At 58.2% G+C, this 20,946-nt stretch carries 16 protein-coding genes; 9 read left to right on the top strand and 7 right to left on the bottom strand.

Going from position 1 to position 20,946, the window contains the following annotated elements:
- Positions 1-3 precede the first annotated feature (3 nt).
- Both glyS and glyQ read right to left on the bottom strand, forming a co-directional pair.
- Positions 4-2,079, bottom strand: coding sequence for a glycine--tRNA ligase subunit beta (gene glyS / locus QEN43_RS07500; protein WP_317963896.1), 2,076 nt, complete (start codon positions 2,077-2,079; stop codon positions 4-6).
- Complete coding sequence (gene glyQ / locus QEN43_RS07495; RefSeq protein WP_026608695.1) at positions 2,072-2,998, bottom strand: glycine--tRNA ligase subunit alpha; 927 nt, start codon at positions 2,996-2,998, stop codon at positions 2,072-2,074. The genes glyS and glyQ overlap by 8 nt, the downstream gene beginning before the upstream one ends.
- 303 nt (positions 2,999-3,301) lie before the next feature.
- Here glyQ and QEN43_RS07490 point away from each other — a divergent pair, with 303 nt between their 5' ends.
- The 7 genes from QEN43_RS07490 (at position 3,302) to QEN43_RS07460 (ending at position 11,272) form a co-directional block, all read left to right on the top strand.
- On the top strand, positions 3,302-3,676 hold the full coding sequence (locus tag QEN43_RS07490) for a VOC family protein (RefSeq protein WP_026608696.1): 375 nt from the start codon (positions 3,302-3,304) through the stop codon (positions 3,674-3,676).
- 183 nt (positions 3,677-3,859) lie between these two features.
- A complete protein-coding gene (locus QEN43_RS07485; RefSeq protein ID WP_026608697.1) occupies positions 3,860-4,087 on the top strand; it encodes a hypothetical protein in 228 nt (75 codons plus the stop codon).
- A gap of 521 nt (positions 4,088-4,608) precedes the next feature.
- A complete protein-coding gene (locus QEN43_RS07480; RefSeq protein ID WP_317963895.1) occupies positions 4,609-6,234 on the top strand; it encodes a SulP family inorganic anion transporter in 1,626 nt (541 codons plus the stop codon).
- 115 nt (positions 6,235-6,349) lie between these two features.
- Entirely contained in the window at positions 6,350-7,057 is a 708-nt protein-coding gene (locus QEN43_RS07475) for a hypothetical protein (protein WP_156912598.1), read from the top strand.
- A 368-nt stretch (positions 7,058-7,425) separates the two neighbouring features.
- Positions 7,426-7,779: a BON domain-containing protein gene (locus tag QEN43_RS07470; RefSeq protein WP_051331355.1), complete on the top strand. Its 354-nt coding sequence runs from the start codon at positions 7,426-7,428 to the stop codon at positions 7,777-7,779.
- A 266-nt stretch (positions 7,780-8,045) separates the two neighbouring features.
- Positions 8,046-10,421, top strand: a complete 2,376-nt coding sequence (locus QEN43_RS07465) for a glycoside hydrolase family 65 protein (protein WP_084161533.1) — start codon at positions 8,046-8,048, stop codon at positions 10,419-10,421.
- Positions 10,418-11,272, top strand: a complete 855-nt coding sequence (locus QEN43_RS07460) for a universal stress protein (protein WP_051331356.1) — start codon at positions 10,418-10,420, stop codon at positions 11,270-11,272. The genes QEN43_RS07465 and QEN43_RS07460 overlap by 4 nt, the downstream gene beginning before the upstream one ends.
- 36 nt (positions 11,273-11,308) lie before the next feature.
- On the opposite strand, the gene QEN43_RS07455 is transcribed toward QEN43_RS07460, so the two are convergent.
- The 4 genes from QEN43_RS07455 to QEN43_RS07440 form a co-directional block, all read right to left on the bottom strand.
- Entirely contained in the window at positions 11,309-12,070 is a 762-nt protein-coding gene (locus tag QEN43_RS07455; RefSeq protein ID WP_317963894.1) for an HAD family hydrolase, read from the bottom strand.
- Positions 12,071-12,341: 271 nt separating this feature from the next.
- The gene (locus QEN43_RS07450; protein ID WP_026608700.1) at positions 12,342-13,052 is read right to left on the bottom strand and encodes a class I SAM-dependent methyltransferase; all 711 of its coding nucleotides are present in this window, start codon (positions 13,050-13,052) and stop codon (positions 12,342-12,344) included.
- Between the two features lie 73 nt (positions 13,053-13,125).
- Positions 13,126-13,539: a nucleoside diphosphate kinase regulator gene (rnk, locus tag QEN43_RS07445; protein ID WP_026608701.1), complete on the bottom strand. Its 414-nt coding sequence runs from the start codon at positions 13,537-13,539 to the stop codon at positions 13,126-13,128.
- 617 nt (positions 13,540-14,156) lie between these two features.
- Positions 14,157-15,095 (bottom strand): thermonuclease family protein, encoded by a 939-nt coding sequence (locus QEN43_RS07440; protein ID WP_317963893.1) that lies wholly within the window; start codon positions 15,093-15,095, stop codon positions 14,157-14,159.
- A 766-nt stretch (positions 15,096-15,861) separates the two neighbouring features.
- On the opposite strand from QEN43_RS07440, the gene QEN43_RS07435 reads away from it, so the two are divergent.
- On the top strand, positions 15,862-17,046 hold the full coding sequence (locus QEN43_RS07435) for an ATP-binding protein (RefSeq protein WP_026610112.1): 1,185 nt from the start codon (positions 15,862-15,864) through the stop codon (positions 17,044-17,046).
- A gap of 11 nt (positions 17,047-17,057) precedes the next feature.
- A complete protein-coding gene (locus QEN43_RS07430; RefSeq protein WP_026610113.1) occupies positions 17,058-19,484 on the top strand; it encodes an AAA family ATPase in 2,427 nt (808 codons plus the stop codon).
- Between the two features lie 339 nt (positions 19,485-19,823).
- Here QEN43_RS07430 and QEN43_RS07425 read toward each other — a convergent pair whose 3' ends face one another.
- A complete protein-coding gene (locus QEN43_RS07425; protein WP_026610114.1) occupies positions 19,824-20,918 on the bottom strand; it encodes a tryptophan 2,3-dioxygenase family protein in 1,095 nt (364 codons plus the stop codon).
- Positions 20,919-20,946 lie beyond the last annotated feature (28 nt).

The following is a 20,946-nucleotide window of genomic DNA, read 5'->3' as shown; positions in this document are numbered from 1 at the left end:
CGCCTACCCCTGTAGTTTCGAGATATCGGCGATGTTGAGGAACAGCCCCTCCACGATGGCTAGGAGACCCAGCCGATTGCGGCGAAGGTTCGCATCCTCGGTCATTACCATGACACTGTCGAAAAAGGCGTCCACCGTCTCCCGGAGTCGGGCGAGACGACATAGGGCCGCCGTATAGTCCCGTTCGTGCAACAGCGGAAGAATGTCTTCCTTCGCATGACGAGCGGTTTCCAAAAGGCGCTTTTCTTCCGCTTCTGTCAAAACGTGATCGTCCACGTTGGCGACGATCTCTTCTTCCGCTTTGCGCAGAATATTGCGAATCCGCTTGTTGGCCGCGGAAAGGCTTTCGGCTTCTGGTAACTGGCGGAACTCGCGCACGGCTTTCAGGCGGCTGTCGAAATCCGGCAATCGGCTGGGTCTCACGGCCAGAACCGCCTCGAACTCGTCATGACGCACGCCGCGCTCCAGACAGTAGCCGCGAAGCCTTTCAAGAATGAAGTCGTAAACCTCCGCATGCACGCGTTCGGCGTCGAAGTCATGGGCGAATTGAGCCAGCGCCGCATCGAGCAGGGCCGGAAGATCCAAGTCCAACCGGGCTTCGAGGAGGATACGGATCACCCCCAGAGCGGCTCGGCGTAAAGCGTAAGGGTCTTTGTCGCCGGTCGGGATCAGGCCGACGCTGAAGATGCCGGTCAAGGTGTCGATCTTGTCGGCGAGCGCGAGCATCAGACCGGTCGTCGTTTTCGGCAAGGGACCGCCCGATACCTTGGGCAGGTACTGTTCCTCAATGGCGGCCGCGATCTCTTCGGGTTCACCTTCGGCCAGGGCATAGTAGCGGCCCATGGTACCTTGCAGCTCGGGAAACTCACCAACCATCAGGCTCAGCAAATCGGCCTTGGCGAGAAGAGCCGCACGCTCGACCCAGGCGCTTTCCGTATCGAGCCGCTCGGCGATGGTGACAGCCAGCTTCTTGACCCTCTCGGTCTTGTCGAGCAGCGATCCCAGGGTTTTTTGAAAGGTGATCTGCGCCAGATCCGGAACGCGGCTTTCGAGGGTGTGCTTGCGGTCCTGGTTCCAGAAGAACTCGGCATCCGATAGGCGAGGGCGCACGACTCTTTCGTTCCCGGCGCGTACGATGTCCGGGGAGCGGCTATCCAGATTGCTGAAAGCGATGAAATAGGGCAGCAGGCCGCCTTCTTTGTCCTTCACCGGGAAATATTTCTGATTCGCCTGCATGGTGGTGATCAGCACTTCCGGCGGAAGCGACAGGTAGCGGGCGTCGAACCGGCCCAGAACCGGTACCGGCCATTCGACCAGGGACGCGACTTCGTCCAGCAGCTCGGCATCGATGTGCGCGTAACCGTTGACTGTTGACGCGATAGATTCGGCCGACTCGCGGATTCTCGCCTTGCGCGTCTCGAAGTCGGCGACGACGAAACCTTCGTTCAGGAGTTTTGCGGCATATTCGCCGGGCTCGTTCAGAACCAGTCCGTCGGGGTGGTGGAACCGGTGGCCATAAGTGATGCGTCCTGAGCGTACGCCTAGGATCTCGGTATCGATTACCTCACCGCCGAACAGCAGCACGACCCAATGCACCGGACGCACGAATTCGGCGGTTCCGGTTCCCCAGCGCATGCGTTTGGCGATGGGAAGAGCGGCCAGCGCCTGCCGCAGGATGTCCGGAACCAAATCTTCGGTCCGTCCGCCCTTGACCTCTTGTCGAAAGCCGACCCAAGTACCCTTGTCGGTTTCAATGGTCGTAAGCTGCTCGAGCGTGGCGCCGCAGCTCCTCATGAAACCCTCTAATGCCTTGGACGGCGAGCCGTCGGGTTGATAGGCGGCGTTGAGCGCGGGGCCTCGCCTTTCGATGGTTTGGTCGGGTTGGGAAGTCGCCAAGCCTTTCACCCACACGGCCAACCGCCGCGGCGCCGCATACGGTACGATTGCATCGAATCTCAACGACGCCTTAGTGAGACCGCTCTCGACGTTGTCTTTCAGGGCTCGGCTCAACGTGAGCAGCGACTTGGGCGGCAATTCCTCGGTACCCAGTTCGAATAATAGATCGCGGGTCTCACTCATCGCCGGCACTCCTCGAATTCAGCAACGGAAAACCGAGCTTCTCACGGCGCTGGTAATAGGCTTCTGCGACGGATTTGGCCAAGTCGCGGACACGGAGGATGTAGCGCTGGCGCTCGGTGACGGAAATCGCCCGGCGCGCGTCGAGAAGGTTGAAGGCGTGCGAAGCTTTCAAAACCATTTCATAAGCCGGTAAGGGTAGATCCTGGGCGATCAGTTTTTGGCATTCGCGCTCGTAAGTGTCGAAGCAGCTAAACAGGAAGTCGGTATCGGCATGCTCGAAGTTAAAGGCGGACATTTCCACCTCGTTCTGGTGATAAACATCGCCATAAGTCACGGGGCCGTTCGGCCCCTGGGTCCACACCAGATCGAACACGCTTTCGACACCTTGGAGATACATGGCGATGCGTTCCAGCCCGTAGGTGATCTCGCCGCTGACCGGCCGGCAGTCGAGTCCCCCGACCTGCTGAAAATAGGTGAACTGGGTGACTTCCATCCCGTTCAACCAGACTTCCCAGCCGAGGCCCCAGGCCCCCAGGGTCGGCGATTCCCAATTGTCCTCGACGAAACGAACATCGTGTTCCAGCAAGTCGAACCCTAGGAAGCGCAGGGAGTCCAGATACAAATCTTGGATATTGAGCGGGCTCGGCTTGAGAATGACCTGAAACTGGTAATAATGCTGGAGCCGATTGGGATTCTCGCCATAGCGGCCATCGGTCGGCCGGCGGGAAGGTTGTACGTAGGCGGTGTTCCAAGGCTCCGGGCCTATGGAGCGGAGGAATGTCGCGGGATGAAACGTCCCCGCCCCGACTTCCATGTCCAGAGGCTGCATGATGACGCAGCCTTGTGCTGCCCAGTATTCCTGCAGCGCCAAGATCAATCCCTGAAAAGTGGAAACGTCGCGTTTAGCTATGGTTTGAATGGCCACAACGGTTTCGGATGGTTGATTAAAGTCGTCGATTATATCCCGAAACGAGTATTGGACCGATCACCGTGGTAGCCGATTGCGCCGCCCGGATGGCGGCGACAAAATACCGCATCTATAAAGGTCAGGACTTACGCAGAAGCGCTTTCGGTTCCCGCTCCCTCAGGGAGGAGGGTTAAGGTGAAAGGGATGAAATGAAGGAACTTCCTTCTCGATCCCCTCATCCTGACCTTCTCCCAGAGGAAGAAGGGGCGAAGTGCGTAAGTCGTGAAGGTTTCACGAACTAATTCGAGAGGACATATGAAAGTCGTCGGTTTCAATCACGCCTCATTGATTGTCAAGGATCTGGACGTTTCGCGACGGTTCTACGAAGGTATTCTCGGATTGACGCCCAGCAACAAACGCCCCCGCATGCCTTTCGACGGCGTTTGGTACGAGATAGGCGAGCAGCAGATCCATTTGCTTCAGGTACCGAATCCCGATGAGGGTGCGGAACGGCCGGAACACGGCGGGCTCGACCGTCACGTGGCTTTGAATGTCGCAGATCTCGAGGTGATCAAGCGCGACCTCGAACAAGCAGGAGTGCCCTACAGTGTGAGTAAGTCCGGCCGTCGTGCGCTGTTCTGCCGGGACCCGGACAACAATACCTTCGAGCTTATCGAAATGCCTGCCTAGATTTCCTATCTCGAGCCGCCACGAAGGGAGATCGATCCCTTCCGGCGGCGGTCCTTATCGGCCACAAGGGCTTGCGCCCGGTGCCCGAAATTGGGGCAACTCCCATTTCGGGAAAATCCTTCAGAATCGTTACGTCCCCCCGAAACAGAATCAGCCAAGAGGGGCCGTGAAGTTCAGAAGCGCATGGTCCGCCAGCGTTTCGTAATTCTGGTGCGGCGGCTCTCGACCGATTTTCTCCGAGCGGGCGAGGTTCTTCCAGGTGCCGCTGCAGCGGCCGAACTGCTAGCGTTGAGCGAGTTTCGCCGCTGGGACCCGATCGGTGCCCCTGTCGGCGTCACTGTACGTCGCGGGACCTTTTTGATCCGCAACAGCAGCGCAACGCCACCGGATGGCACGCCCGCAATCGGGTAGGCAGCGGCTTCATTCAATCGGTTACTCGCCGGAAGGGAAGGCGGTCGGAATCTATGAAGCCTTAATCCATGCCTTCCAGATAGCCAGTCGCCGTTTTCTAGGAAACAACTCTGGATCCCGGTCCTCTTTGCCGAACCACGGCTGAACTCTGCTCCTAGGACGGGCCGTATCGACGGCTGAAAGGTTAATGAAAGGTTCGGACGATAGAATGCAATCATCAGTGCTCGCACCTGAGTGTGGCAGTCCGCAGAACGGTGCATTACGACTTGGGCCGGCATCCCAGCCGTGACGGTTGCGAGTCGGGTTAGTGGTTAATCGCCTGGATGTTTCTTATTTAGGCTCGATGCCTCCGATAGGGATACGAACGGGCAGGATGCATCGGCACTTCATTGCCTCTCGGGCAGCTACGTCCAACGCGACGGCGGCCGAGCCCCAAGTCCGGCAAATGCCGTACCGATGTATGGGACACAGCATCCATAGGACTCTGCGAGCTTAGTGAACCAGACAATAAGGTGCTGCCTATGATACGTAAGCATTTTTACTATTATTTCAGTCACCTGCGGAATGATATTCCTGCAGGCATCGTCGTGTTCCTGGTTGCCCTGCCGCTGTGCCTGGGGATCGCGCTCGCTTCCGGTGCTCCACTGTTCGCCGGCATCATCACCGGCATCGTCGGCGGCGTGGTGGTCGCTTGGGCCAGCGGTTCACAGCTGAGCGTAAGCGGTCCGGCGGCAGGGCTCACTGTCATCGTGCTGAACGCCATCGACAAGCTCGGCAGCTTCCAGTCCTTTTTGCTGAGCGTCGTCATCGCCGGTGGACTCCAATTGGTCCTGGGCTTCCTCCAGGCCGGGGTGATCGGCGCCTACTTTCCATCGGCCGTGATCAAAGGCATGCTCGCCGCCATCGGCTTGATCCTGATCCTCAAACAAATTCCGCACGCGGTCGGCTACGACGCCGATTTCGAGGGTAACGAAGCTTACTCTCAACCGGACGGCCATACGACTTTCTCGGAACTCGCCTATTCGCTAGAAGCCATTTCGCCGGGTGCGGTGATTGTGAGTGTGGTAGCGATCGGGATCATGCTGCTGTGGGAGACCTCGCTGTTCAAGCGCAATGCCGTGTTAGGCCTGATTCCGGGGCCGTTGGTCGCGGTGCTCTGGGGGGTGGCGTACAACCTGCTCACGATGAAGTTCGCACCGGCTTACGCGATTGCGCAGGAACATCTGGTGAAGCTGCCGGAGATTCAAGGTGTGCAAGGCTTCTTTCAGCAGTTCACCTTCCCGGATTTCACGCAGTGGGCTAACCCCGAGGTGTATACGGTCGCCGTCACCATCGCCATCATCGCGAGTCTGGAGACGCTTTTGAGCCTGGAAGCGGCGGACAAGATCGACCCCTTGAAACGGGTTGCCCCGACTAATCGGGAATTGAAGGCGCAGGGGCTCGGCAATCTGATCTCTGGGGCTATCGGCGGGTTGCCGATGACGGCGGTAATCGTGCGCACCTCCGCCAACGTGAATGCCGGTGGGCGCACCAAGGTGGCGTGTTTCACGCATGGCGTTCTCTTGCTGTTGAGCGTGATGTTCATTACCGAGTATTTGAACCTGATTCCTTTGGCCTGCCTGGCGGCGATCCTGCTCTTGACCGGCTACAAGCTGGCCAAGCCGAAGCTGTTCAAGGAGATGTACGCCAAAGGGGCCAGCCAGATCGTGCCGTTTGTGGTCACCATCGTGGCGATCCTGATGACCGACCTGCTGAAGGGCATTGCTGTGGGCATGGTGGTCGGTTTGTATTACGTCATTCGCAGCAATTTCCATGCGGCGATCACCTTGACCCGGCACGGCAACAACTATCTCTTGCGGCTGCACAAGGACGTGTCTTTCTTGAACAAGGCGCTGTTGCGGCGGTATCTCGACAGCGTCGAGGAAAACGGTTATGTCATCATTGATGCGAGTCGGGCGCAGTTCATCGACCAGGACATCCTTGAGACCATCTATGACTTCGTGGCGGCCGCTTCAGACGACAACATCACCGTGGAACTAAAGAACCTCAATGGCAATTCGGGGCTGATACCGCCGAAAACGGTCGTTTCGGTGGATGCTTTCGTCCGCGAGGGAAGCGGTAGAAGAACACAGGTCGGCCATGCCTAGGCCGACCGCTAATCGTTCTGGTCGGAAGTCGAGAACACGAACGGAATCGAGCGGAGCTGTACCGCGGCAGCTGCGATTTTCGGCCAGCCTCGTCGCGGCCTCGATATTTTTTCTGATGACTACTATGGACTCAGCTTTAGGCAACATCCTGGATGACGGCGAGGATGGCGATGCGGCTCTGAGCAGCGAGTTCCCTCATATTCCCGAACCCATGGTGTTCGACCTGGTCAGGCCGTTGGGGGTGCAACGGGGTGAGTTCGAAATGAATGTCCTAGCGGGGCATTCGTTGAAGAACGGCGAAACGGAGTGGGCGCCAGAGCTGGAATACGCGGTCCGGGACGGGTTCGCGATTGAATTCGAACTGCCGTTTGAAAATCTCTCAATCGCCCAATACAAGCTGGCGGTGCAGGGAACCCTGGGAACGTTGCTCGGACAGCGTTACATTCACGGTTGGCAGGTCATTGGACGCTATGACCGGGAACACCGGGACTATTCCGCCGACGCGCTTTATCTCGCGGGTTATCGCTGGAACGCCGTGTCAAGCACCTTCAATATGGCCGGGGTTAGGTGGTCAGGTATCGACCGGCGCGACAAGTTCGCCGGCATCGTGAATACCAGTTGGTTTTACAATGTTTCCGACCATTTGACGTTCGGTATTGAACTGGACAACGAGATCGATTCGCGCTGGCGATATTTTCTGATACCGCAAATACACCTGGACCTTACCGATCATGCCACGCTTCAGCTCGGCGTAGGACCGTCTCGCATGCAGGGAAAGCATACGGAATGGCAGGCCGTCTGGCGCATGATTTTCGCATTTTAAAATCGCTCCGCCCTTAGAACCATCCCAATAGGCTGCCCACCCTGAGCCCTTCAACCGAGCTCGGGACAAGCTTGACGAAGGGGCCTTAAGCCGCTTGGGATCGGCTCTTAGACCCTTCATCGGTTCGAAGCTCCGGATCGCTGCTTCGACATAGGCCGAATCTTGCCGGCCATCCGCACCGTGGTAAGTAAGCCGAGCGCCCCGCGATTTTTTGGACGAATTTTTTGTCGTAGTTTTTGATGAGGCAAAATCGTCCGATCGTGAAATAGGCGGTATCGGAAACGATACGATACGGTCAGGTCGCTATTGGTAGCAAAGCCTCGGGAGATAGAAAGCTGTTTTTCGATTCCCAAGGAGGGGCCAGGATCATGATCACGCGAAAATCGGTCTTGACATCTCTCGTCGCCATCTGTACTGGTGGTTATTTCGGAGCGGAGCTCATCGCCGCGCCTGACGATCCGCTCGAAGCGGTACTGGCGGAGACCACCGGAGGATACATGAGCGACACGGCGATTACCGCCAAAGTCAAGTCGGCGCTGCTGGCGGACCAGACCACCAGTGGCTTCGCCATTCAGGTCCAAACCAAGGACGGTGTCGTGCAGTTGAGCGGATTCGTTGATAGTGCGGCTGAAAAGGAGCGGGCGGCGGAAATCGCTAGCGGCATCGAAGGCGTAAAGGATGTGAAGAATGACATCAGGGTGGGCGGTACCGGTACGCCTTAGAACGTCGACGCCGAACGAGCGGAGCGCCGTCGCACATCGTTTTCGACCGGCTCGAAGTTGTCGGCTCATCGCCTTCGATTCCGGTCGTAACTCGGAGCACCGACCATTCGCGGTCGGCGCATTCCTCGGTTTATGGGCCCGCGCCTCCGAGTTTGTCACCGGCAGGTGGCGACGTTGGAAAGGCACCCGTCCGGAAGCCCGGCTGCCGTTGAGCCGCGCGGCCGATTCGGTGTAAGTATTCTCGCCGATGTCTGGTTTTGCTGGTCATGAAAGCTCATCCGGTTAACACGACACAATCAGGCGCTTTCCGCTTTAGTCCTATCGACGATCCGTTGTGGCGAATCGAAGAAGAAGGATTCAATCTAGCTCGGGAGCACGAAATCGAGTCCCTGTTCGCGGTTTCAAATGGCTATGTCGGCTCCCGTGCATCGCTCGCCGAAGGGAGTCCTTTGTCCAACCCTGCCACTTTCATCGCAGGCGTTTACGATACCAATTCATCGGCCCAGGGCGATCCCGTTCCGGAACTGGCCGTCGCGCCAGACTGGATGCGGCTCACTTTGCTGGCCGGTGAAAGGGAATTTCGGCTGGAGGATGGTGGTTATCTCTGGCATCGCCGCACCATCGACCTGCGCCACGGTATTTTATGGCGGGAGTTTGATTACAGTGCGCCGAACGGCGGACTGATTCAGGTCCGTGCCTGCCGCTTGGCCTCGCTCGCGGATCGGCATGTTCTTTTTCAATGCGTACAGATCAAAGCTGAAAGCCGGGTTCCTGGAATTCATCTCCGCGCCTCTACCGAGTCTGGCATTGAGCAGCCCGACCAGGCGCGGCTGATATCGGAATCCTGTCCACCGCTGGATACAGGGGACGACGCGGCTAATCTTTTGGAGTTCTGCACGCGGTCCACGAGGATCAAAGTCGCGATCGCCACTGCGGGTCGGTTGCGGATAGACGGTACAGTCATACCGCCCAACTTAGAAAGGTTACCGGGTAGACGCATCGAGTCCTGGGAATTTGATATCGAGGCGGGGAAGACCTACCGTTTCGATCGGCTGGTGGTTATTTACACCTCGCGCGACACCGAGCAACCGACCACCGTGGCCGCTCAACATCTACGAAGACTGTTGCGGGTCGATGCGGACGAGGTCATCGACGCCCACGCGCGGGCTTGGAACGAGCGCTGGCGGGAAAGCGATATCGAAATCGAAGGGGACGAATCGCTCCAGAAAGCCGTACGGTTCGCGTGTTATCACCTGATTAGCGCGGCTAACCCGGAGGATGAGCGGGTATCGGTCGGGGCGCGCGCTCTGACCGGGTCTGCTTATAAAGGCCATGTGTTCTGGGATACGGAACTCTTCATGCTGCCTTTCTACATTTTTACCCACCCACCTTCGGCGCGGGCGCTCCTGATGTACCGCTACCACACCCTGCCCGCGGCGCGGAGAAAGGCGCAGCGGTTGGGCTACAGTGGAGCCTTGTACGCTTGGGAGTCGACCGACACCGGCGAAGAAGTCACGCCCGGTTATGCCGTTTCTCCCGACGGCGATATCAAGCCCATCCTAAACGGGGTTTGGGAGCACCATATCAGCGCGGACATCGCTTACGCCGTGTGGCAATACTGGCAAGCCACGGGAGATGAAGGATTTATTCAGCATGCCGGCGCCGAAATTTTGTTCGAAACTGCTCGGTTCTGGGCGAGTCGAGGCCTATTGGAGGATGACGGCTGTTATCACATTCGGGAAGTCATCGGACCCGACGAGTATCACGAAGGGGTCGACGATAACGCCTTCACCAATGTGATGGCGCAATGGAATCTGGAGTGTGCCGCCGAAGCGGCACGGCTTCTTGCCGAGCGATGGCCGGATCGATGGCAGGAACTGATGCACCGCCTGGAGTTGGGCGCGGACGAACCCGAGATCTGGCGGGACTTGGCGCAACGCATGTATACCGGGTTCAACCCGGAGACCGGCTTATTCGAGCAGTTCAAGGGGTATTTCGACCTTGAGGAGATCGACATCGCCGAATACGGTCCCCACGCTATGCCGCTGGACGTTATCCTGGGTCGGGAGCGGACACAGCTTAGCAAGATCGTCAAGCAGGCCGATGTGGTGATGCTGCTCCATCTGTTCTGGGATCGCTTTGCCCCCGAGACCTGCGAAGCGAATTTCCGCTATTACGAGACGCGCACCACTCACGGAAGCTCCCTGAGTCCGTCCATACACGCCGCCGTGGCAGCTCGATTGCGCGATACCGATACTGCGTTGCGCTATTTCCGGCAGGCGGCGGAAATCGATCTCGCCAACAATATGGGCAATGCGGCAGGGGGTGTCCACGCGGCGGCGCTTGGAGGCTTGTGGCAGGCAGTGATCTTCGGATTCGCTGGCCTCCGCCTCCTGCCGGACGGCTTGGGTTTCGCGCCCCATTGCCCACCTCAATTGCGTGCGCTTCGCTTTCCCCTGATCTGGCGCGGGATCCGACTGCGGGTAGAGTTGCGGCCCGATACTATGGAGGTCGCCGCGGAGTCAGGAGGGGCCTTAACGGTCCAAATAGGAAATGGGGAACCCGCGCGACTCACACCCGGCCGGCGCATACGCTGGAAACGAGGGGAAGGAGTCGAAGTCTGGAAGGAGGTTTCATCATGAGCGAAGTGCCAGTGGAAAAGAACACAGTCGTATTGCCGCTGGACAGCACGGCCAGGTCGGCTGCGGTATTACCCGTGGCGGAGACCGTCATTCGGCTTGCGCAAGCGATACCGTGCGTCGTGCAAACCGAAATGCCCCCAACCCCGATCCCAGGACTGAAAAATAAGTTTCCCGGGCTGAAGACCCTCCTCGAACACGCCATCATCGCTCCGCCGCGAGAGAATCCGGCAGAAGCCATCATCCGCGCGGCGACGGAAAACCATAGCCTCTGCATCGTCATGGCGATGCACGAAGGGCAGAAAAAGGCCGACACCGGGCTGGATGCCATAGCTGAAGAGGTCCTCCGTGAGATGCCGTGTCCGGTCGTTCTGGTACCCCCGGAGCGCGGGGCTGCGCCGTGGCGCGTTCGCCAGGTAGTGCTGCCCCAGGACGGCACGCCGGTGACTGCTCGTGCGGCGGCGCCGGCGATTGCGCTTGCCGGCCGCGCTGGTGCCGGTCTGCTAGTCTTGCACGTGTCTGGCGCACATGCCGTCTCGCCGCAGGAGCCCGGCAGCTTGACTGCGCCTCGATACGTGGATCAACCCCAGCATGAGTGGCCGGCCTGGGCCCGTGAATTTCTTGATCGGGTGAGAAGCTTGTCCGGCGAACATCCGGTGAAAGGCGGCATCCAGATGTGTATGGCGCACGGCGAGCCGGGCCCCGAGATCGTGCGTTTCGCCCGTGGCCATCGAGCAGATCTGATCGTCCTGTCTTGGCGTGGTGAGCTGGCGCCTCGTTGCGCGCTCACGCTTCGGTACGTGTTGCAGCATGCGCCTTGTCCGATTCTGGTCTTACCGGAGAGTCACGAATGAGCAGGCCACGTCGTTTGTCTTCGGCGACACGAGGTCCTAATCCGCGCTGAGTTCGACGAGGTCCGTCACCACCAAGTCCGCACCCGCGGCTTTCAAGGCTTCCGCGTGGCCTGTGCGGTCGACGCCGATGACGCAGCCGAATCCGCCTTTACGGCCGGCTTCGACGCCGGCGATCGCGTCTTCCACAACCACCGCACGGGCCGGTTCGACGCCGATTCGGCGGGCCGCCTCGAGAAACGAATCCGGCTCGGGTTTGCCGCGCAATTGCATGCGCTCCAAGTCGATGCCGTCGACCCGGGTGTCGAAGAGGTTGGTCAAGCCGGCCGCTTCCAATACCTCCGCGCAGTTCCGGCTCGCCGACACGACCGCCGTGGCGAACGTTTTTGCTCTCAGTGCATGGATCAGGTCGACGGTCGAAGGATAGACCTCGACGCCCAGGCGGGCGAGGAGTTCTCGATAGAGCTCATTTTTTTTGTTGCCCAGCCCACAGACGGTTTCGAGTTCTGGTCCGTCGCTGGGATCGCCGTACGGAAGCTCGATGCTACGCGAGGCGAGAAAACTCGCCACACCATCGTAGCGGGCTTTGCCGTCGATGTAGCGCCGATAGTCCGAATCAGCGTCGAATGAAGGCTGGGTTTCGCCATGGCGAGCCCCATAGCTTTCCAGGAAATCGTCGAACAGAGCTTTCCACGCGAGCTTGTGCAGCGTCGCGGTCTGCGTGATGACGCCGTCGAGGTCGAAAATAACGGCGTCGTAATCGCTCCGTCTGAGGACGTGTTGTGCCGTTTGGGTATTCATGAGACCTCCGTGATGTCTACGGTCAAGACTTCCGCATCGCTATTGGACCTCGGATTATCGAAAATTCGGCAAGACGTATACCAGGCCGGAGAAACGCTACATTGCAGGGCAAAAAGTCCGAGAGGGACCCCGATGAGTGCCGTGACCAATGCGCTGCCGGATTGCTCCCCTGATGTCTGCTAAAGGGACCTGGAACGAGTGGCGTGACATTGGCTCATGCCCTGTCGGTCAGGCCGGGATGGGCTGTTCGAAGGACTGAATCAGAGTTTCCTCAGCGGTAGTTGGAGTTCGTTTCCGGGTGCGGAAGACGAACGGTCAGCATTTCATTACCGCCCCTCTGGAACTCGTAGGACACCTTGACGGTTGCGGCCCGGTAACCCTCGGTGGTCAGTTGCGCCATGACACCGTCGAGGTGTCGCGATTTGACCCCGCCGAGTTCCAACAGGGGGAACACGCGGACCTCCGCTGCCACGCGGCAAAGCTCGCGCAAGGCATGCAAATGGAACGCCTGGTCGAAATGAGCGCTGTAGAGAAACAGAAAGTGCGAGCACAGGGCGAGATCGAAGGAACGGTCGGCGAACGGCAAGCACGGTAGCTCGGCGTCGACATATCGCCCCTCGCGTTTTCCCGCAGGGTAATCGGCCAGGAAGGCCCGCATAGCGGCTAGCCGCATTTCACCGAGGTCTTCGACGGAGCGGATATGCGACCAGACGAATTGGTCGGCGTTCCTTCGGGTCTGCTCCAGGACGATGGGGTAGGTTTCGTCGATACGGGACCAAATCTGCTCGTCCGTAAACCGGTAAATCGGATCGACAGAAACCACCGCACCGCCGCGCGCGGTCAGCTCGGCGTTGAAGTCGGCGGGTCCGTCTCCGCAGCCCAGGATGCGCTTTCCGAGGTCGTCCGGCTGCAATGCGAACATGGCCACATACTCGTCGAAAGAGCGTCCCCAGGGGACAACCTGATCAAGTTGAAAAGCCATCTTTACCGTGCTCGCGTGTGTCGAAGGAAAACGCACTCGTACCGGCACAGGAGGGAGCTGCTTGTGCTCCTGCTCAAGAATGGGTTTCGCCGGCTCGTTCTGGTTGATGGGAGACCTCCATGATGCGCACCCTGAGCATCCCGCCGCCGGGGCTGGGCCACTCGATCTGGTCTCCCTCGGAAAGCCCGAGGAGCGCGCTGCCTACCGGGGCAAGAATAGAGATCTTATCTCCTTTGCTGTCGACGTCTTTGGGATAGACCAGCGTGCGGGAAAATTCCTGACCGGTTGATTCGATGGTGAAGCGGACAGTGGAGTTCATCGTGACCACGGACGGTGGCACCTGATCCGGGTCGACCACCTCGGCGCGTTCCAGCTCCGCTTGCAAATCCGCTTTGCCCGGGAAAGCATCTGCAGGCAGGGAATCGAGCAGGTCCTCCAGGCGTTCCAAATCCGTTGATGACACGATGATGTTGGGTTTCTTGGCCATTGATGTATCCTCGTCACCTCGTTCTGAGTAAAGTCGTTTGCGCGCGAAGCGATGCTTTTCATCACGAACGTGCGCGTCGTTTAAGCGTGGGCTCATCCGGTAGAAGCCTAGGCTTCACTTACGGTTCGCCGAGTGCGCGCTCCTCATGAATATTGAGACCGAGAAGCGAACAGTCGTTCCGCAGTGTGGCTGCGAGAGACGACTTATTTTGGCGAAGGAGGGGCAAAGTGGGCTTGGTCTTGCTCCATGTCTCTTTCGAAGAAGCGGTCTCGTAGATCGAAACACGCATTAACGGGTCTCGTGGTACGACCGTCCGCCTTCTGGCGCCGTGCCCGCGCCCGTACGTTCGGCGCGAACTGGAAAGTGTGAGGCACGCAGACCGGCTTCCTGCCTATAGTCGGGCACCGAAAACCAGCGCTTCGCGCCGGCAGCAGCTTCGCCCGATCTGAGGCTACCTTATAAGATATCCTCCTATTGTTCAACAAATGCTGCTCGGAGCCGACAAAAGCGGTACAGGTTTGCCGAGTCAATTTAAACCGGCGTAGCACCGGTTTCAGCAATGGACAGTGGGGTTCAATGAGTCTCTGTGGCCAAAGGCTGCGTCCAACAAACAAGGTTTAGAGCGGATGGTCGAAGACGTCGTCCGGCCCGTCGACGACGATTTCTGGGCGTCCGTTGAAGAGCTTCAGATGGCCGCGCACGTATCCGTAGCCACGCCGCGGCTCGGTTACCGTGCGCCCGCCTTCGGTGCCACCGGCGATATAGCGTGTTTGGAGAAGCTCGATTAGCTCTTGCGCCTGGACGGTTTCGATGTCCGGGATGAAGATGCTGAACGGTTGCGCCTGAGAACCGATATCGATTACAGCTTTACGCGAACCTAAACGGCGGTAGGCTTGAAATTCCGTAAAGACTGTCGCTTGCCGGCCTTCTTCAGCCCATTTTGTGATCGTTTCGAAATCGATACGCGGGTTCAAGATCTCGGTTCCCGCCGCGCGTGCCCGCCGGTAATCGTCGATGATCGCCGCCCGGAGTGCCCACCAGGCCGTTAGCGCCGGATAATCCCGCATTACTGAGCCGTTCACCTCGACCTGGTTCCATACGCCCAGACCTTGGGCCTGCGCCTTGCGTTCGGCCGCCAGATACCGCCTGTGCAGCGCCTCGGTGCGGACGTTCCCATACTTCGGGAAATAAGGACTGTAGCCGAGCGAGATCAGGTGCTCCTGGTAATCCAAGTCATCGATGAATATGAGAGCCAGCAATCGGCCGTAGTTATCACGGAAACGGGAGAGAGCGGTATCCGGCGGAGCATCGGTTTTGGGCGCATCAAAGTCGAGTATGATCTCGCGACCCGGTGTAAACAGAGTGGCGGAGTATTCGGCCGTTTTCTTGCCCCAAGGGGTTACCGGTTTGTCGCCGCCCGCTTTCGATTCCTCGGTATCCAGAGCCTGAATGCGCACTGATTCAGAGCGGCCGTTAACGGTGACGCGAACGGTGTCTCCGTCAACCGGGCGTTCGACCTTTGCCGCGAGGCGATGGTTACAGATTTCTTCCGTCATGTAGAGCTCCTTCTGCTTGAAATATAGTGACGGCTTGTCTTACAGATAATTGCTGCCATGGACACTGGCGACAGGCTAAACGATCACGCTCTGGAATATATAACGAAGAGATATGGACGGCCTATGACAAATTTCCGTAATTCCATGTAAACGACAAGGAATGCGTTTCGTTCCCTAACAGAGGGCAGCGGCGGGTGAATACGGCTTCGGCTCTCAGTGTCGCCGGTACCTCGTTGCCAACACCGGCACCGGCTCAAACACACCGGCCCCCCGTGAAATAAAAGTCGAGACTTTGCTTCAGTCGTCTCGGCAGGGCCGAGCGGGGAATCAGGAAGGGCGAAGTGTTTCCGGCAAAGGCGTAGGAAGCTTGTCGGTAGTTCATCTTCATCCAAAGCCACGAACCCTGTTCCAGAGTGGAAGGCCGTGCCTACTTCCAGCCCGCTTTCGCGACATGCGCCGCCAGTATCAGAAGCTCCCTCAGTTCAGACGGGGTATGTATGATGGGGCAGGCAAGCAACCTGCGCTCGAAGTATGCCGGTCCGCTTCCGGAAATATCGGTATGGGTGTATCCAAAGAAGGTGAGTCAGACTGAGGGGGTAGGATCGACAACTATCCGAAGTTTTCGTTTAGCTTGCCGTAGGTCGACGATATCACAGAAGGAAACTCTGAAATGTGGAGTTGATTTGAGTCCATAAGAGTACGTTTGAATATACGTACGTTAATTACGACGTACAATAGTGAAAAAATTAACGCGTAAAGGACTGATATGAAAGCTAATCCGGGCGGGCAGATCGATCTAAACGAGGTTGTTGGTCGTAACGAGATCATCAAGCAAATTTGGGACACCATCGATCGACAATCGATTCGTATCAATGCCGAGCGGCGCATCGGCAAGACAACGATCATCAAGAAGCTTTGCGCAGAGCCGATTAGCGGTTGGGTTCCCATTTTCCAGGATCTGGAGAAGTGCCATACGGCCGAGGAATTCGCTACCGCTGTATACCAAGAAGTCGATGGCTTTCTCTCGGCTCGTCAAAGGACGGCCCGACGCGTCCGGGACTTTCTCAAAGCTATGGGCGGGACCGAGGTCAAAGGCGTGTTCAAGCTGCCTACGTTTGGAGCTCAGGCGCCGTGGAAGGAGATCCTTACCAAGGCGATCGAAGACTTGGTCGAAGAACGAGAGAAGCACGACGAACGCCCGCTTTTTTTGTGGGATGAAGTCCCTTACATGCTAAAAAGCATCAGCGATCGCGAGGGGGAGCCCGTGGCCATGGAGGTACTCGATACTCTGCGCGCGCTACGTCAAGGTCTGGGTGACAAGGGACTGCGGATGATTCTCACCGGTTCCATTGGATTCCATCATGTCATTCATAGCCTCAAGCGCCAGAGTTATGCCAATTCGCCACTGAATGACCTTTACCCTCTCGAGGTTCCGCCCTTGGATTCCGCAGCCGCCGCCGAGTTGGCCGCGAAACTGATCGCAGGCGAGCTTATTCCGACCAAGACTCCGAAGGCTGTCGTCGAAGCCATTGCCCGAATTTCGGATGGGTTTCCTTTCTACATCCACCACATCGTCAAGGCGCTCAAGCTTGCCGGCCGGGAGGCAACGCCGGATGCCGTCGAAGCGATCGTGTCCCGGCAACTGCGGGATAGCAACGATCCTTGGGAGCTAAATCACTTCCGCGAGCGCATCCCGGTTTACTACGGCAAGGACAACGAATCAGCCGTACTGGGTATCCTCGACGGTATCGCGGCTCGCCAGCAGCCGGTTTCCGTCAATGAACTGCTGGCCGAACTGAAAGGCACGGGCACTCTCTCCGACCGCGAGCAACTGATAGGCCTGCTCAAACTCGTCGAGCAAGATCATTATCTGTCGCGCGACGACCATGGCTCCTACCAATTCCGCTTTCCGCTGCTGAAGCGCTGGTGGATGCTCTCCCGAGGACTCTGAGATAAGCCGGCATGAACGATCGTGCATTTCTCTCCGTCTTCACCCCCAGTCGCACCGCGCCGGAAGATCTTGAAGCGATCTTCGTGCAGCGCCAGGCGATGCTGGCCGATGCCGTGGAGCGGGTGCGCGAGAGTGCTACTACCGGCAACAAGCACCATCTATTGTTTGTCGGGCCTCGCGGTACCGGCAAGACTCACTTGGTCACGCTGTTGGTCCACCGCCTCGGTCAGGATGAGGAACTCAAAAAGCGCCTGCATATCGCCTGGCTCAATGAGGATGAGACCAGTACCACACTGCTCGAATTCTTGCGCCGGATCTATCTGGCGCTCGTCAAACGCTATCCGGATGACTACAGCGAGGAGTCTCTAGAACTCGTCTACGACATGGGACCGGATGCTGCCGAACACTGGCTTGCAAACTTGCTGCTGGAGCAATTGAAGGATCGGACTCTGTTGGTAGTCGTGGAAAACCTGGATGCCCTGTTCGAAGGTTTAGGCCAGTCGGGCCAACAGCGGCTGCGGGCTTTCATCCAGGAGCACCCGGTGCTGACCATCGTCGCCACAGCGCAGCGTCTTGTAGACGATATTACCAAGCGCAAAAGTGTTTTCTTCGGATTCTTTCAGACCGAGCAGCTCGTAACGCTCTCGGTGGAAGAGGCCGCCGAATTACTCAGCAAGATCGCAATGCTGAACGGGCAGCCCGAAGTGGCCGCTTTTCTGTGCAGTCCGACCGGCCGTGCCCGCATTCGTGCATTGCATCATCTGTCCGGGGGTAACCACCGGATTTACATCGTCCTGTCCCAGTTCATCACGCGTGACAATGTCGACACCCTGGTAGGGCCTTTCTTCAAGATGATTGACGAAATGACGCCTTACTATCAGGAACGCATCCGCTGGCTTCCCGCCCAGCAGCGGAAGATCGTCGAGTACCTCTGCACTTGCGAGCGGCCCACCCCGGTCAAAGATTTGGCCAAGCGGCTTTTCGCGAGTCATCAGACCATTTCCAGCCAACTCAAGGATTTGCGCGATAAAGGCTATGTCCAATCCGCCCAGCGAGGACGCGAATCCCTCTACGAGATCGCCGAACCTTTGATGCGCATCTGCGTGGAGGTGAAGGAGAACCAGACCAGCGAGCCCATGCGCTTGCTGGTGGACTTTCTCAGGGTCTGGTATGACGCTCGCGATATCACGGCCCGTCTGCAAGGGGGCAACACGGGCAGTATAGCCCGCGCTTATTTGCAAGGGGCAATCGAGAAGAATTCGGAGTTGGGCGATTTGCGGGCGCAACTCTTGGTAGAGGGATTTCGGGCTGAGCTTGGCGATGAACAGGGTGAGCGGTGGCTTTCGCTCATTGAATCCTATGCCCAGGAATCCGAAGCATTGGCCCTGGCGTGCGGGGAATTGGCAAAAGGCAACAAGGACCAGGCGTTGAGCCTGCTTGCGGAGATTGCCGATGAAAGCAGCGGCCAGTCCGTGTCCGTGAGAGCTTGGGCCTGTCTGCTTGCCGGCGAGATTTACTTCAAAGAGGGGGAGTTTGCACGAGCGATCGAGGCGTTGAACCCGATCTTTGGAATGTCGGACGCGCCTGTCGAGCTACTCGCAATGGCGCTCTTTAACCGGGGCGGGACCTACCGACAGCTCGGTGAGTCCGAGAAGGCCCTTGCCGACTACAGCGCTGTCATCGTGTTACCGAATGCTCCCGTCGAGCTAGTCGCAATGGCGCTCTTTAACCGGGGCGTGGTCTACGGAGAGCTCGGCGAGTCCGAGAAGGCCCTTGCCGACTACAGCGCTGTCATCGCCTTGCCGAACGCACCCGTCGAGCCAGTTGCAATGGCGCTCGTTAACCGGGGCTGGACCTATTGGCATGTGAATGATACGAAGCACTCCGAGCAAGACTTCGAGAAAGTTCTCGGACTCACTGAAGCGCCGATTGCATTGCGTGTAGCTGCACATTTCGCCCTCGCGACGATCTGCATCGCTACCGGGCGGTGGGATTCTGGCGTCTCCGTGCTCGCGGGAGGTCTGGCGCTGGGCACCACCGAGGAGCAGCCTTATGTGGGCGATTCGGAGGATATCATCGCTGCCCTTTTCGAAAGCACCCTGACTCCGAGCATTCGCCGGGAGCGAACTTCCGAATTGGTACAGGTCTACCAGGACCATAACGCTATCCTCCAGTTGGGGGAAGCCCTGACCAGCCACTTGGGCAGGCTCTATCGCACCGGGGAAGACTTGCCCGCTTCGGACAGCCTGGAATTTTGGGCCTCGGCTTGGGAAGAGGCGGGTCGCGATATAGATGCATTTCGGGTGCCTCTGCGCATCTTTCGGACGGGCATCGATTTTCTCAAGGCCGCTGGCAAAGATCGCGGTATCCTCCTGAACCTCAATCAGGAGGAGCGCAGAATTCTGGAACAGGCGTTAAAGCTGGAAGCCGAGCTATGACGCCTTATTCCAAATAGCGCTCAATAGGGAGTTAATTTTTGTAGGGTGGGTTAGGCCGCGAGGCCGTAACCCACCGAGCGACCTCGAACCTGTCCTGAGCCAAGACGAAGGGCCTGTCCTGAGTATCGTCGAAGGGCTAACCCACCATTGATGGGTTTCGCTTCGCTCTACCCATCCTACGATTCTACGATTCATGTTCATTCGAATGCCGAATGGAATAACCTGCTCTACAGACCTATTGCCGAATGAATCACCTAGGCGAACGCTCGAATCCGTAGGGTAGAGGGCGCCAAATTGGGCCTGATGCTGCCGAAATATCGTTACAAAAACGGCCTTGGTTCAAACGCACCGCTCTCCCGTGAAATGGAAATCGAGGCTCTGCTTCAGCCGGCGGGGCAGGGCCGGAAGGGACGAGCGTGGGATCAGGAAGGTGGAGAGGTTGAACAAGTCCTTGAAGATGCGTTTCTTGTCCACCGTTTGCTGGAGGTAATCGTGGCCGCTGCTGCCCCCGGTGCCGATTTTGCTGCCCAGCATGCGCTGCGCCATCAAGGCGTGGCGGCTGCGCCAGGCGGTGAAAAGTTCGTCGATATCCATCAAATGGCTGAGCAGCCGGAACGGGAGGTGTAGGATCGGTTCGTCGCGGTAAAGCTGAATGAACAGAGCGGATAGCACCGATGTCTGGCGCAGATGAAACAGGCCTTGTGCCTTGAGTCGCTCGAATCCTGTCGGATCGAGCAGGTATTCGAATTTTCGCCGGGTGTTGTCGAGCTCGATGAGCTGCGCGCGACGTTCGGCCTCCGAGAATAGCGGATTTTCTTCGATCGAGCGCTTATCCCTGGCCAGCATTACCTTGACCGCCTCGCGGTAGCTTTCCCAGAAGTCGTAGTCTTCGAATTTGAGGAACGGCATGCGAGCCAGCCAGGCGTCCACCTGTTGGAAAAGACTAGACTCGCCAGCGACCTTCCCGAGGTAGGCGACATCCTCGGACCTTAGCCGTCCGGTTACCGGCTGTGGAAGGTGGACGCCCAGCCCGAGACGCAATTCGATTTCGCGGAACTGTACGCTCTGGAACCCGGAAGCGGGAATCAAATAATCGCGAAAGTCGAGGAAATCCAGCGGCGTGATGGTCTCGAGGACATCGATTTGCTGGTTCAAGACCTTTTGTATTGCGATGATGCGCTCGAGCCGGGCGACGATGACGCCTATGCTGTGTTCGTCTAGGGGCGCGACCGCGAAGGCCGCGAGCACGGACTTGAGTTCGTGCAGGATTTGTTTGAACCAGAGCTCGTAGGTCTGATGCGTGACGATGAACAGCATCTCGTCGTGCGCTTCGCGCCCATGGCGCCGGCTTTCCGGCAGCTGCGAGTCGAGGAGGCGGGGAAGCTGCAGATAATCGGCGTAATAGAGTTCTTGGGTCTTAGAGCGCTCGTTCATCGTCTGGTCTCCTCTTGAACGCCGTTGT

The sequence above is a fragment of the Methylocaldum szegediense genome (assembly GCF_949769195.1).
Classification (GTDB): Bacteria; Pseudomonadota; Gammaproteobacteria; order Methylococcales; family Methylococcaceae; genus Methylocaldum; species Methylocaldum szegediense.
This window is presented reverse-complemented; position numbering and strand designations above follow the sequence as displayed.